This is a genomic window from Streptomyces sp. NPDC007991 (assembly GCF_042958445.1).
Classification (GTDB): Bacteria; Actinomycetota; Actinomycetes; order Streptomycetales; family Streptomycetaceae; genus Streptomyces.
This window is the reverse complement of record NZ_JBIBJD010000001.1, coordinates 214,258-227,849: the sequence shown is the minus strand read 5'-3', so window position 1 is coordinate 227,849 and position 13,592 is coordinate 214,258. Positions and strand designations below refer to the sequence as shown.

Genomic DNA, 13,592 nt, shown 5'->3' with positions numbered 1-13,592 from the left:
CCGCCGGTCCCGGGTACCGGGCCTAGGACAGCCGGACTGTGGGCGCGTACGCGTCGAACCAGGCGCCGAGGTCCAGGGCGCGCTCCAGGGCGCTGCGGCTGCCCTGAGTGGTGGCGGGGCCTTCGTCGGCCACCGCCGCCGCCAGCAGTCCTCGGTCGATCAGGTCGAACACGGGGTGGTTCGGGGTGGCGAGCAGGTCTCGCGTCTGATCCCGGAGAGCCGCGGCGTACAGGGGGTCCTGGGTGGAGGGGTAGGGGCTCTTCACCCGCTCGGCGACCGACCGCGGCAGGACGTCGGCCGCGGCGGACCGGAGCAGGCTCTTCTCCCGGCCGTCCACGGTCTTCATCCACCAGGGCGCGTTGTAGACGTACTCCACCAGACGGTGGTCGCAGTAGGGGACGCGTACCTCCAGTCCTGCGGCCATGCTCATCCGGTCCTTGCGTTCCAGCAGCAGCTGCATGAAGCGGGTCAGATGCAGATAGGACACCGTGCGCATGGTGAACTCGCGGTCGTCCTCGCCGGGCGCCCGCTCGACGCCGGCCACGGCCGACCGGTAGGAGTCACGGGCGTATTCCGCGAGTGAGAGGCTCTTCTCGACGTCGGGGGTGAAGGCCCGTTCGAACGGATCGACGGTCTGGTCCCCGTCCCCTTGGACGAGCCAGGGGAAGATGTCCGCCTTCTGGGCTCCGGCGTCGTGGATCCACTTGTAGCCGCCGAACACCTCATCGGCGCATTCACCGGAGAGTGCCACCGTGGAGTGTCGCCTGACCTCCTTGGACAGCAGATACAGCGAGGCGTTCATGTCCCCCACGCACGGGGGGAAGTCGTAGGCGGCGACCACCTCGGCCCGGAGCCCGGGATCGGCCAGGTCCTTGGCGTCGAGCACGATGTCCTGGTGGTCGCTTCCGCAGTACGCCACCAAGTCCCTCACGTAGGGCGCGTCGGGAGATTCGCGGATGCCGTCGCTGACGAAGTTCGCGGTGTAGCCGAGGAAGTCGACGGAGAAGCTGCGCACCCGCTCGCCGCTGCGCGTCAGTCGCCCGGCGGCCAGCGCGGTCAGCGTCGAGGAGTCCAGCCCTCCGGAAAGCAGCGTGCACCGGGGTACGTCGGCGACGAGCTGCCGCGCGGCAATGTCGTCCAGCAGCTCGCGGACCCGGCCCACGGTGGCGTCGAGACCGTCGGTGTGCTCCATGGTCCGCAGGGTCCAGTAGACCCGGGTGCGCAGTCCGCTCCGGTCGGCCGTCACGATCGTCCCGGGTTCGACCTCGCGCATGCCCTCCCAGAAGGCCGGCCCGGGGGTTTTGACGTAGGAGAAGAGCTCGCGCAGTCCGGTGAGCCCGACCGTACGCTCGGCGATGGGGTTGGCCAGGATCGCCTTGGGCTCGGATCCGAACAGAACGCCGTCGTCCGTCGGGTAGTAGAAGAGGGGTTTGACGCCCAGGCGGTCGCGCACCAGGTGGAGTTGCTCGGTGCGACCGTCCCAGATCGTGAAGGCGTACATCCCGTTGAGCCGTTCGGCGACCGACACTCCCCATTCGAGATATCCGCGCAGCACCACTTCCGTGTCACTCCCGGTGCGGAAGGCGTGCCCGCGCGATCGGAGTTCACTGCGCAGTTCGGTGAAGTTGTACGTCTCACCGGTGTAGACGAGGACGACCGTCCCGTCCTCGGATTCCGCGGTCATCGGCTGGTGGCCGCCGTCCGGATCGATCACCGACAGGCGGCGGTTGCCCAGGGCCGCGTGCCTGCCGATCCAGCGCCCGGAATCGTCCGGACCGCGCCGTTTCAGCGTGTCGATCATCGCGTCGACGGTCTCGGCCTGTGCCTCCAGGTCGCGCCGGTAGGAGAGCCACCCGGCAATTCCGCACATGCTCGTCCCTCATTCCGTTGAGTGGTCCGGGGCATCGTGTCCGCGGTCGTGCACCGTCGCGCAGGCATCTCCCCGGGCGATGCGCGGCACAACTGGGGGTCCTGGCCGCGGCGGCCCGTCGTGCCGCGGCCAGGGCGGTCGCGGTGGGCCTCCGGCGCTGGACCGAGGTCGCGTCCGGCGGAGGCCGCCGCCCCGGCGCGCAGTGGGCGGCCGCGCTCCCGGCCGCCGGTCGGGGTCGCCACCGCCTCGTGGCGGCCCCGCTCATACGACGGGGACGCCGCCAGGTCCCCGGGCGGGCCGTCCACGCCGCCGCGACGCCGGATGCGCCACCGCCGGTGTGTCCGGGCATACCGGCCTCAGGTTCAGTTCCACGCCTGGAAGATCCAGCCGCGGGTCGGCCCGGCAGCGATCCGCCGGCGGTCGACGGGGGTGATCCGGCCGTGGTGCACCGCCGGGTCGGTCAGGTCGACGGTCTCCGAGTGCCAGCCGGACGCGCCGAGCCACGCTCCGATGTCCTCGACACCCGACAGCCACGGCGCGCCGACCGACTCCAGGGCGTCGAGCATCGGCCGCGCGACCGGGTCGGTGAACACCCGGTGGCTCACGTGCTCTCCGGCCATCCGGCTGCCGGGCGCCGACAGCCGGGTGACGCCGGCCAGGACACCGTCGTCCGCCTTGTCGGGCAGGTAGCACAGCACGCCCTCGATCAGCCAGGCGGTCGGCAGCCCGGGATCGAGGCCCGCTCGGAGCAGCGCCGCCTCCCAGTCGGCGGCGAGGTCGGTGGCGACGACGATCCGGTCGCACGTCGGTTCGGCGCCCGCGGCCTCGATGACCGGCTCCTTGAACGCGAACACCTCCGGCAGGTCGGCTTCGAACACCCTGGTTCCAGGCGGCCAGTCGAGCCGGAACGCGCGGGTGTCGAGGCCCGCGCCGAGCACGGCGACCTGCCGGCACCCCTGCGCGCGCGCACGGCGCAGGGAGTCGTCGAAGAAGCGGGTGCGGATGGCGAAGTAGTGCTCCATCGGATGGCGGACGACCTCGACGGCTTCCAGGGTGGACTGCTTGCATGCCTCGGCGAGAAATCGCTCCGCCAGGGGGTCGTGGAAGAGCCGGTCGGGCCGTCTGTTCTCCGCGGCGCGCGCGGCGGCGACGACCACTGCGGTGGCGCCCACTCCTGCTGTGGGTGTCCTCATGTCACTCCAGCGATTCTCGGTCGGACGGACGTCGGCCGGGGCAGTAGCGGGTGGGGGCGGTCACCGTGGGCTTCCGGTCATCCGCAAGGTGCGGGCGTGTTCGGCCAGCACGGCCTGGACGTCGCTGTGTTCGGGGGTCCAGTCCCCGCCCAGGGCGCGCGTGGTGGTCACGGTCGCCGTCTCGTTGACCCCGCGGATCGTCATGCAGCCGTGCTCCGCGGTGATCACGCACGCGCTGCCGAGCGGCGACAGGGCGTTCTGGACGGCGCTCACCACCTGGTGGCCGATGCGCTCCTGGACCTGGAGCCGGCGGGCGTAGCCGCGCAGCACCCGGGCGAGCTTGGAGAGTCCGACGATCTCGTCCCCGGGTCGCGGCCGGTAGGCGACGGTGGCCGTGCCGGTGACCGGCAACAGGTGATGTGCGCATGTGGAGTTCATCCGGATCCCGGCGACGACGATCAGGCCCGGGTCGTGCGGGGCGCTGAACCGCCGCGCGAGGTGGCGCTCCGGGTCGTCCTCGTAGCCGTCGAGGGCCTCCGCCCACGCCTTCGCCACTCGGCGAGGCGTGTCCAGAGTGTGTTCGCCTTCGTCGACGTTCAAGGCGATCAGAAGATCGCTGACGGCGGTCTGTACCTTGTCCAGATCGATCACGGTCAGTGGCCTCTCTTGTCTCCCCAGGCGAGGACGTGGAGTCGGTGGGTCGCGTTGATACCGTGCCGCGCCGCCGCGTCGGCGATGGCGGGCCAACGGGCATTGAGACCGGAGGCGGTGGTGCCCTCGGGCATCACCCAGACCTGTCCGTCCGGCCAGCCGTGGCCACGGGCGAGTCCGACGGCGGTGTCGACGTCCTCGGGTGAGGCGCACACGATCTTCAGATGCGCGTGGCCGTCCCGGGCCGCCGCCGACCAGCCCCGGTTCAGCGTGGGGTCCTGTCGGCCTCGGTGCCGTCCCGCGTTGCTGAGCTTCGGCGACACGATGAACGTCTCGACGAGCTCACGGGTACGGTCGTCGGGCGCGATGGTGCCGTTGGTCTCGACGTGCAGCGTGCAGCCGCGCCGCCGCAGCCCGCCCAGCAGCCGCGCCCAGGCGGACGAGCCCTGCTGGAGCAGCGGCTCGCCGCCGGTGAGCACGACCAGGGCGCCGTCCGGGACGATCGCGTCGATGTCCGCGACGGGGGTGTGCTTGATCTCCTCCCGCAACTGAAAGCGCGAGGAGTCCCAGGTGTAGGCGGAATCGCACCAGGAGCACGACAGGTTGCAGCCGCCGAACCGGATGAACCAGGCGGTGCGTCCGGCGGCCGGACCCTCGCCCTGCAGGGTCGGCCCGAACGCCTCGGCGAGCGGCAGTTCGTCGGGCCGCGGCGCGGCGGGATCCCGCAGCCGGGCCGGCAGGGTCATCGAACCACCTCGGCGGCGTTCACATGCGTCTCCGTCACCTGCACCCGGGACACCGACACGTCGGTCCACCCGGCCTCGGCGATCCGGTCGGCGGTGACGCGGGCGAGCAGCTCCGCGACGTTCTCCACGGTGGGCCACTCCAGGCCCTTGGAGGGCTCGGAGGAGCCGAACAGGAACAACTTGGTCCCGTCGGCGATCAGGGCGGGGACCAGGGGGTCGGCCGCGCCCAGCATGGCGCCGTGGTCCAGGTGGGTGTCGATCCACTCGCGCAGGCTCTTCTTCAGCACGCCGAAGTCCACGACGACGCCCCGGTCGTCGAGCCTGCCGACGACGGTGATCTCGGCCCACCAGGAGTGCCCGTGCAGATTGGTGCACTTCCCGCCGAGCTGCGGGAGGCGGTGTGCGCTCTCGAAGTTGTGGCGCACCTTGACGAGGTTCATGCTGCCTCCAGAACGGTCTTCACACGGGGCCGAGTTCGCGGGTGCGCCGCTCGACGAGGTCGGCCACGGCGCGGTTGGGGATCCGCTGGACGTCCGGAGGGAGCGCGCCCCAGCCGGGGACCACGTTCACCTCCATGACGACGGGGCCGTCCTCGGTCTCCACGATGTCCACGCCGGCGTAGCTCAGGCCCATGGCCTTCGTCGCGCGTACACCGAGGTCGGCCATCTCCCGCGAGGGGGCGCACACTTCGATGCGGACGTCCCAGGACTCACCCGGTGGCAGCCCGTCCCCGGGGAACGGTTTCCAGGCGTCGCCGCCGGTGTGGAAGCGCGTGCACACCGAGGGTTCCTCGCCGATCACCAGCACCCGGTGGTCGCCCTCGTGCGGGATGTAGGGCTGGCAGATGAGAACGCCGTAACGGTCCAGCAAGGCACTGGCCTTGGCCCGTTCCCCGAGTCCGAACCCATGGGCGAAGCGCTCCACGTCGATGCCGCGAAAGCCGACGGAGGGCTTCAGGACGATCCGGCCCCACCGGTCGACCGCCTTCTCCACATCCGCGAGGGTCCGCACCGAGCGCGTGGGCGGCACCCGGATCCCGGAGCGGGTCAGCTGGTGCAGCATGGCGAACTTGCTCACGGTCCGCACATGGGCGCTCACCGGATCGAGCATGAGCGTACCCGGGGTGCCCGACAGGAGGGTGAGCCGTTCGACGGCGTTACGCCAGTTGTCGGCACCGATGTGCGCGCGGGAGAGGACCGCGTCGAAAGCATCGGCCCCCTGCCCCGCGACGGTGGGGACCATGCCCATCGGGGTGTCCTCACACCCGATGTCCTCCAGCCCGAAGAGGACGACCTCGTGGCCGCGCTCCCGACAGGCCTCGGCGATCCCCAGGCATTCGACCTCGCCCGGTTCCCACCACAGAATTCCTAGTCTCATCGAGCTCTCCAGACATAGCAGTGCTCTCATCGGAGACGTCTCACGTGATTCGAATTTCGCCGACGCCATGAATGTCCCTGCGTCGACGGGCCGTTGGCTCCGGCAACGTACGTCCATGAAAACCATTCGCGCAACAGGGAGAGAGGCTGCCGCCGCCCCTCGGACTCGTCGATGAATTGGGTATGGCGCACGGGCGCGGGCAGGGAACACCGCGTACCGCACCCGTCCCGCTCAGGCGACCGGTCCCGCCGGCGGGACAGTGCGGGGCGAAACCCGGGGATCACTGTTGCCGTCCCCAATTGCGGATGCCACACTCGCACACAGCGCTGCCGGAGCAGAATTCACACACCGGGCGCGAATCCTTCTTCTCCCCGCGTGAACTTCGACGCAGCGAGCCGCGTCCGGCCTCGGCTCGGACACCGAACCCGCTTTATCTACCTCCCGCTCGTCCCCGAGTGAGCCCGGCGGGCTCGCCTTCTTTGTGGTGCGGGAAATTCACCTTGCCTCCAAATATGGAAGGGCTGATCCGAAGTGCAGAACGCGACGCTTGATCTCGTCGTCGAGAACGGAACCGTCGTGCTGGGCGACGGCCGGTACCGGCTCGCCGTCGGCGTCAAGGACGGCAAGGTGGCGATGCTGGCCCCCGAGGAGCTGATGCCGCCGGCACGCCGCCGCATCGACGCCAGGGGCAACTTCGTGCTGCCCGGCATCGTGGACTCCGAGGCGCATCCCGGCTGCTATGTCCCCTTCGAGCAGGACATCAAGTCGGAGTCGCGCGCGGCCGCCTGCGCCGGCGTCACCTCATGGGGCGTGCAGGCGCCGGTCACCCGGCTGGGGACCAGTCCCTTCAAGGAGGTGGTCAAGCGCTCCGACGTCGTCTCCTTCCACAAGGCGTTCCCCTCGGCGCGCAGCGTGCTCGACAACGACTCGCACGTCGACGCGTACCTGACGTACATGCTGGAGACCGACGAGCAGGCCCGGGAGATCCCCGAGTACGCCGAACAGCACGGCGTCACGTCCTTCAAGCTCTACCTGCAGACGCGCGGGCTGCGCGGGATGTCCGACGACGACGACAACAACTGGCCCTCGCGCCGGGCCGGTCTGGGCCACGGCATCGACGACGGCACCGTCTACCTGACGATGGAGCAGACCGCCCGGCTCGGATACCCGGGCATGGTGCACATCCACCCGGAGAACTGGGAGATCGCCCGGATCTTCGAGGAGCGGCTGCGAGACAGCGGGCGCACCGACTTCGGCGCCTGGACCGACCGCTCTCCCGACTTCCTTGAGGCCCAGCACATCAGGGCCTACGCCTACATGGCCAAGCAGACCCCCGGCCGGGCGCCGCTCTACCTCCAGCATTGCACCACCGAGCTGAGCTTCCAGGAGGTCGCCAAGGCGCGCGCCGAAGGCGTCGAACTGTACGCGCAGACCGGGCCGGCCTGGCTGTGGGCGCAGCCGGAGGACGGCTGGCGGATCAACGTGCCGCTGCGCCGCCGGGAGAACATCGAGGCGCTGTGGTGCGCTCTGGCCGAGGGCATCGTCGACGTGGTCGGCTCCGACCACGTGGTCGGCTGGGAACCGGCCTCCCACGAGGAGATGTACAACGCCAACATCTGGGACTGCCGCACCGGCTTCAGCCGGGTCGAGCTGTTTCTGCCGGTGCTGCTCTCGGAGGGCGTCAACAAGGGCCGGATCAGCATGGAACGGCTCGTCCAGGTCTCCTGCGAGAACCCGGCCAAGACCAGCGGGCTGTGGGGGCAGAAGGGCTCGCTGCTGCCCGGCTACGACGCCGACATGGTGATCGTCGACGCCGGCCGCGAGGTGACCGTCGGCAAGGAGCACATCAACACCCGCTCCGGTTGGTCGATCATGGAGGGCCACGACTTCACCGGCTGGCCGATCATGACCATCCTGCGCGGTGAGGTCACCGCCGAATGGGCGGACGACTCCCCCGGTATGCGGCCGGTCGGCGACCCGCGCGGCAGGTTCCTGCCCCGCACCCTGAAGAACCGGGAGCGTGCCTTCGAGGTCACCGAGCCCACCCGGGTCAGCCGGGACGACCGGTGGTCGGCCGCCGACATGCACCGCCCCGGATTCAGCCCGGAGACCCTGCCCGCCCCGCCCGTCGCGGTCGCCCGCAGCAACGGGAGCCCGCGATGAGCGGTCACGTCTGGGATGACGTCCTCGACGAGACCGACCGCCGGGTGTTCGAGGCGGCCGGCTGGGGCCGCCGTGCCGGATTCGGCAAGCGCCCGGTCGTGATGGTCATCGACGTCAATTACAACTTCTGCGGCGACCGGCCCGAGCCCGTGCTCGACTCCATCGCCCGATGGCGGTACTCGTGCGGGGAGGTCGCCTGGAACACCGGCATCCCCGCGATCCGGAAGATCCTCAACAGCGCCCGCAGCAAGCGTCTGCCCATCGTGTTCACCACCAATCCACGCCGCGCTGACGGCTTCGACCTGGGGGTGTGGACCCTCAAGAGCCACCGCAGCGACGACACCGTGGACGTCCTGGGCCACCTCGGCAACGAGATCGTCGCCGAAGTCGCCCCGGTGGAGGGAGACATCCTGGTCGAGAAGCGGAAGCCCTCGGCGTTCTTCGGCACCCCGCTCATCAGCCACCTCACGATGTTGCGCGCCGACTCGGTCATCATCACCGGGACGACGACCAGCGGTTGTGTGCGGGCGAGTGCCGTCGACGCGATATCCCACGATCTGCGAACGACCATTCCGCACGAGGCCGTGTTCGACCGCTCCCGGCTCGCGCACAAGGCCAGCCTGCTGGACCTGCACATGAAGTACGCCGACGTCACCAGCACCGACGAGGTCGTGGCGCACATCGAAGGGCTGCCCACGGGCCTGTTCGACGCGGAGTTCCCGCCGGCGGCCGCCGAGCGCGCGCGCAGGGCGACGGAATGAACGGGTCGGTCCTGATCCGAGGGCGGCACCTGCTCACCTCGGCGGCCCCCGAGTCGGTCACCGACGGAGCCGTCCGGCTCAGCGCCGGCCGGATCACCCACGTCGGCGCCTACCGGGACCTGGCCGCGCGGTTCCCCGACGACCCCGTGCACGGCGGCCCGAACGACATCGTCACACCCGGGTTCGTGAACGCCCACGGCCACTTCTCCGAAGCGCTGCTGGCCGGCATGGCCGAGCAGTACGAGCTCGCCGCGTGGATCCGCGAGCTGATCGGACCGGTCGCACCGCATCTGCGCCGCGAGGACGCCTACGTCGGCACTCTGCTGGCGGGGATACAGCTGCTGCACAGCGGGGTCACGCTCGTCAACGACATGTTCGTGTGCGACCCCGTCGGCCCGGAACCGGTCACCCCGGGCGTCGTGCAGGCTCTCGATGAACTGGGGCTGCGCGGCGTCGTCGCCTTCGGCGCGGGCGACGCGCGGCCCGGCGTGGAAGAGGCCGCCCTGCTGCGCGAGCACGAGGAGTTGCGGAAGGCGGCCGCGGCCAGTCGGCTGTGCCGGTTCCGGGTGGGAATCACCGTCGTGTCCGCTCAGTCGCCGGAGTTGTTCGGCCACGGCGTCCGGATGGCCGTCGACGGTGGCCACGGCTCCCACATCCACCTGCACGAGGTGCGCGAGGAGGCGGTCGAGGTACGCGCCCGGCACGGGATGAGCGCGGTGGAGTACTGCGCCGACCGCGGGCTCTTCGACGCACCGGTGCTGGCCGCGCACTGTGTCTGGAACAGCCGCCGGGACATCGCCCTGCTGGCGGAGTACGGAGTCGGCGTCGCCCACAACCCGGTCGCCAACATGGTGCTCGGCTCGGGGGTGTGCCCGCTCCCCGAGCTCGACGCGCTCGGCGTCGACGTGGGCATCGGCGTGGACGGCGCGGCCAGCAACGACCGCCAGGACATGACCGAGGCGGTCAAGGCGGCGGTGCTGCTGCAGCGGGTCCACCACCTGCGTGCGTCGGCGATGTCGGCCCGGGACGCCTTCCGCATGGCCACCATCGGCGGCGCCCGCGCGCTGGGCATGAGCGAGGAGGTCGGCTCGCTGGAGCCGGGAAAGGCCGCGGACGTCGTCGTCTTCGACGGGGAGTCGCCCTCCCTGGCCAACATCCACGACCCGGTCCAGTCGGTCGTGTACTGCGCCGGTCCCCGCGAGGTGAAGGAGGTCTGGGTGGACGGCCGGCAGGTCGTCGCCGCCGGGGAGTCGGTGAACGTACGACCGGCCGACGCCGTCGCGCGCTCCAGGGAGGCCGCCGTGTCCCTGGTCCGGCGGGCCGGCTTGGACGGCCTCTCCGTGCTCGCGGGGACAGGAGGCCCGCCATGACCGTCGCCCTTGCCGCCTCCCGCCTGCCCAGCCTGACCGGCCTTCGCTTCCTGGCGGCCTTCGGGGTGTTCATCGGCCATGCCTACCCGACCGCCGCGTTCATCCCGCTCGCCATGGTGTCGGTGTCGTTCTTCTTCGTTCTCAGCGGCTTCGTCCTCACGTGGTCCGCCCGCGAGGACGACACCGCCCGGGCGTTCTGGCGCCGCCGGTTCTGGAAGGTGTTCCCCAACCACGCGGTGACGTGGGCGAGCATGCTGGCCGTCATCGCGGTGACCGGCGTCGCGACCGCACCCGGCTTCGCCGACGACGACACGTCGCAGGAGGTGCCCGCCGTGGCCAACCTGCTGCTGGTGCACACGTGGCTGCCGGTGCGCGAGCTCATCTTCAGCGTCAACCCCGTCAGCTGGTCGCTCGCCGCCGAGCTCGCCTTCTACCTGCTGTTCCCGCTGCTGTTCCCGGTGGTCGCACGGGTACGCACCGCCCTGCTGCCGGCACTGCTGGCCGGAATGATCGCGCTGGTCTGGCTGGTCGCGCTGGCGTCCATGGCGATCACCGGGCCCCCGGTCGCCGAGGGGCAGCTGGACGAACCGATGCTGCGTTTCTGGTTCGCCTACTACTTCCCGCTCAGCCGGCTGCCGGAGTTCCTCATCGGTGTCGTGCTGGCCCGGATGGTCCGCGACGGATTCACCCCGCGCCTGGGGGTGTTGCCCGGGGTGGCTCTGACAGCCGCCGCTCTGGCCGCGAAGCCACTGCTGCCGATGCCGTTCTCGGTCGCCGCATTGAGCGCGGTTCCCATCGCCCTGACGGTGGTGGGCGCGGCCTCGGCGGACGTACGCGGCGTGCGGACGGCGTGGGGGGCGCGCCCGATGGTGTTCCTGGGCGAAATCTCCTTCGCCCTGTACCTGAGCCACTACCAGATCATCCTGCTCTTCGACCTCTACGTGGGTGGAAGCGTCCGTCAGACGATCGGCCCTGCGGCGACGGTGCTGCTGCTGACGACCGTCTGCACGCTGGTGGCCTGGGGGATGTTCGCCTGGATCGAGCGGCCCCTCATGCGCCGGTTCGGCACCACCCCCCGTGTCGGGAGGACCCGTCCACCCGGCGTACGCGAACCATCGCGCACCGGAGGCGCCGAATGACATCCGCCCCGCGGGACCCGGCCCCCCGCCTCAACCGACTCCCGAACGGAGACGACATGCCCGATGCAATACCGCCCGGCCCCGCCCCCACCACGGGCATCGGGGTGCTCGGCACCGGATCGTTCGTGCCCGAGCGGCGCGTCGACAGCAAGGAGGTCGCCGATCTCCTCGGCGTCGAACATGGCTGGATCACCGGACGGATCGGCGTGCTGGAGCGTCGGTTCGCAGCCGCGGACGAGACCAGCACCGAACTCGCGGTGCACGCTTCGCGAGCGGCTCTGGACAGTGCCGGCATCGACGCCACGGAGATCGGCACCGTCATCCTGGCCACCTCCACTCCCGAGTCGCCGGTCCCGGGCTCAGCGTCGAGACTCCAGGCCGCCCTCGGCGCCACCGAGGCCGTCGCGTTCGACGTCAACGCGGCGTGCGCGGGGTTCCTCGTCGGGCTCGACATCGCCTGCGGGCTGCTCGGTCGTGGCGGGCGCCGCCACGTCCTGGTGGTCGGGAGCGACACCTACTCCCGCTTCCTGAACCCGGGCGACCGACGGACGTACCCGCTGTTCGGCGACGGCGCCGGGGCTGTCGTCGTCGGCCGGGTCCCGGCCGGTGAAGGCATCCTGGGACTCAGTCTGCGCACCGACGGCACCATGTGGGACTTCGCCGTGGGCGGCGCGCCCACCGGCCCCACCGCCGCCGAGATCGACGAGGGCTCCCACTACCTCACCATGCGAGGCCGGGACATCGCCGACCTGGTCCGGTCACAACTGCCGCTGCTGGTGGCCGAGGCGGTCAAGGAGCATGGCATCACCATCGCCGACATCGACCACTTCGTGTGCCACCAGGCCAATCCGCGTCTGGTGCGGGAGGCTGCCGCCGCGGCCGGTCTCACCCCCGAACAGGTCGTCATGACCGGTGACACCCTCGGCAACACGGCCTCCGCCTCGCTCCCGATCGGCCTGGACGCCGCGGTCCGGCGCGGACGTGTCAGGGCCGGTGACACCGTGCTCATGGTCACCTTCGGTGCCGGGATGACCTGGGGGCGCGCGCTCATGCGGATACCGAGCGCGGTCGGCGCGCAGACCGCCGCCTGACCTCCTTCTCCTCTCCTCAGCCTTCGGGAGGCCGATATGGACGTTACGTGGACGGACCGACAGGACGAACTCAGAAGGAGGTTCACCGATTTCGGGCGCGAGCGCGTCGCCCCGGACAGCGACCGGCGCGACCGTGAGGAAGCGTTCGACCGGGGGCTGTGGCAGGAACTCGCCGACACCGGCTTCTGGGCGGTTCCCGTGCCCAAGCGTTACGGCGGCGACGGCGGGGACCTGTGGGACCACGTGGCCGCCTTCGAAGGGCTGGCCCACGGGTCCCGCGACTGCGGGTTCGTCCTGTCGGCGGCAGCCCATGCCGGCCTGCAGCAACTGCTGTTGCGGTACGGCACCGAGGAGCAGAAGGAGATTTTGCTCCCCGGCCTGGTCTCGGGGTGGATCGGGGCGACCGCGGCGACCGAGGCGGCCGGCGGGTCACATGTGTCCGCGGTGACCACGACCGCCCGGCCCGCGCGGGACGGCGGCTATCTGCTGTCCGGCTCGAAGAGCCACATCACCAACGCCCCGGTCGCCGACCTCATGATGATCGTCGGCCGAGTGGCCGGTATCGGCCCACGCGACATCACGCTCTTCCTCGTGGAGAAGGGGCAGCCGGGGGTCGAGCAGGGTGAGCAGGAGAGCCTGCTGGGCCTGCGCACCAGCCCGCTGGGGCCGATCGGCCTGGACGACGTCGAGATCTCACCCGAACGGGTGCTCGGCGGGGCCGGCTCGGGCCTCGACGTCCTGTACTGGTGCCTGGCCTTCGACCGGATGATCTACGGCGTCATCGTCTCGGCGCATCTGGAGGCGCTGCTGCCCACCGCGGTCGAGCGGATCACCACACGCGAGGCGTTCGGCGCTCCCCTCAGCGAGCACCAGTACATCCAGGACAAGGTCGTCGACATGCAGATGACCGTCGCCGCGTCCCGGGCGCTGTCCTACGCCACCGCCGGTGCGCTGGCCCGCCCCGACGACGCCCACCGGGCCAGCCTGCTGGCCTCCTGCGTGAAACTGCTCTCCGCCGAGGGACTGGTACGGGCCGGGCTCGAGCTGGTGCAGCTCTTCGGGCACCTCGGTTTCGAGAGCGGCAGCGGCATCGAACGCCACCTGCGCGACGCGGTCGCGTTCCGCATCGCGGGCGGCACCAACGAGATGCAGAAGAAGAACATCTTCAACCAGGTTCTGCGCGCCCACAGCGGCGGCGCGGGCCTGTGACCCACGTGACCGGAAGGAGACG

Annotated in this window: 12 protein-coding genes; 6 read left to right on the top strand and 6 right to left on the bottom strand. The window is 70.7% G+C overall.

Translation table 11 applies throughout. From position 1 onward, the window contains the following. Positions 1-22 precede the first annotated feature (22 nt). The 6 genes from asnB to ACFZDA_RS00950 all read right to left on the bottom strand — a co-directional run bounded on the left by asnB (position 23) and on the right by ACFZDA_RS00950 (position 5,837). Positions 23-1,870, bottom strand: coding sequence for an asparagine synthase (glutamine-hydrolyzing) (gene asnB, locus ACFZDA_RS00975; RefSeq protein ID WP_391072908.1), 1,848 nt, complete (start codon positions 1,868-1,870; stop codon positions 23-25). Positions 1,871-2,232: 362 nt separating this feature from the next. Continuing rightward, the gene (locus ACFZDA_RS00970; RefSeq protein ID WP_391072906.1) at positions 2,233-3,063 is read right to left on the bottom strand and encodes an SAM-dependent methyltransferase; all 831 of its coding nucleotides are present in this window, start codon (positions 3,061-3,063) and stop codon (positions 2,233-2,235) included. Between the two features lie 60 nt (positions 3,064-3,123). Then, entirely contained in the window at positions 3,124-3,714 is a 591-nt protein-coding gene (folE, locus tag ACFZDA_RS00965) for a GTP cyclohydrolase I FolE (protein ID WP_391072903.1), read from the bottom strand. A gap of 2 nt (positions 3,715-3,716) precedes the next feature. Beyond that, the gene (locus ACFZDA_RS00960; RefSeq protein ID WP_391072900.1) at positions 3,717-4,460 is read right to left on the bottom strand and encodes a radical SAM protein; all 744 of its coding nucleotides are present in this window, start codon (positions 4,458-4,460) and stop codon (positions 3,717-3,719) included. Continuing rightward, positions 4,457-4,900 carry a 6-carboxytetrahydropterin synthase gene (locus ACFZDA_RS00955; protein ID WP_391072898.1) on the bottom strand — a complete coding sequence of 148 codons (444 nt, stop codon included), beginning with the start codon at positions 4,898-4,900 and terminating at the stop codon, positions 4,457-4,459. Before ACFZDA_RS00955 ends, ACFZDA_RS00960 begins: the two co-directional genes overlap by 4 nt. A 19-nt stretch (positions 4,901-4,919) precedes the next feature. Further along, on the bottom strand, positions 4,920-5,837 hold the full coding sequence (locus tag ACFZDA_RS00950) for a RimK family alpha-L-glutamate ligase (RefSeq protein WP_391072896.1): 918 nt from the start codon (positions 5,835-5,837) through the stop codon (positions 4,920-4,922). Between the two features lie 531 nt (positions 5,838-6,368). On the opposite strand from ACFZDA_RS00950, the gene ACFZDA_RS00945 reads away from it, so the two are divergent. The 6 genes from ACFZDA_RS00945 to ACFZDA_RS00920 are packed head-to-tail and all read left to right on the top strand — an operon-like array spanning position 6,369 to position 13,570. After that, entirely contained in the window at positions 6,369-8,000 is a 1,632-nt protein-coding gene (locus tag ACFZDA_RS00945) for an amidohydrolase family protein (RefSeq protein WP_391072894.1), read from the top strand. After that, positions 7,997-8,761, top strand: a complete 765-nt coding sequence (locus ACFZDA_RS00940) for an isochorismatase family protein (protein ID WP_391072891.1) — start codon at positions 7,997-7,999, stop codon at positions 8,759-8,761. The genes ACFZDA_RS00945 and ACFZDA_RS00940 overlap by 4 nt, the downstream gene beginning before the upstream one ends. Then, the gene (locus tag ACFZDA_RS00935; protein ID WP_391072888.1) at positions 8,758-10,131 is read left to right on the top strand and encodes an amidohydrolase family protein; all 1,374 of its coding nucleotides are present in this window, start codon (positions 8,758-8,760) and stop codon (positions 10,129-10,131) included. Before ACFZDA_RS00940 ends, ACFZDA_RS00935 begins: the two co-directional genes overlap by 4 nt. Then, positions 10,128-11,270, top strand: coding sequence for an acyltransferase family protein (locus ACFZDA_RS00930; RefSeq protein ID WP_391072885.1), 1,143 nt, complete (start codon positions 10,128-10,130; stop codon positions 11,268-11,270). The genes ACFZDA_RS00935 and ACFZDA_RS00930 overlap by 4 nt, the downstream gene beginning before the upstream one ends. 56 nt (positions 11,271-11,326) lie before the next feature. Beyond that, the gene (locus ACFZDA_RS00925) at positions 11,327-12,361 is read left to right on the top strand and encodes a beta-ketoacyl-ACP synthase 3 (RefSeq protein WP_391072882.1); all 1,035 of its coding nucleotides are present in this window, start codon (positions 11,327-11,329) and stop codon (positions 12,359-12,361) included. A gap of 36 nt (positions 12,362-12,397) precedes the next feature. Further along, the gene (locus ACFZDA_RS00920) at positions 12,398-13,570 is read left to right on the top strand and encodes an acyl-CoA dehydrogenase family protein (protein ID WP_391072879.1); all 1,173 of its coding nucleotides are present in this window, start codon (positions 12,398-12,400) and stop codon (positions 13,568-13,570) included. Positions 13,571-13,592 lie beyond the last annotated feature (22 nt).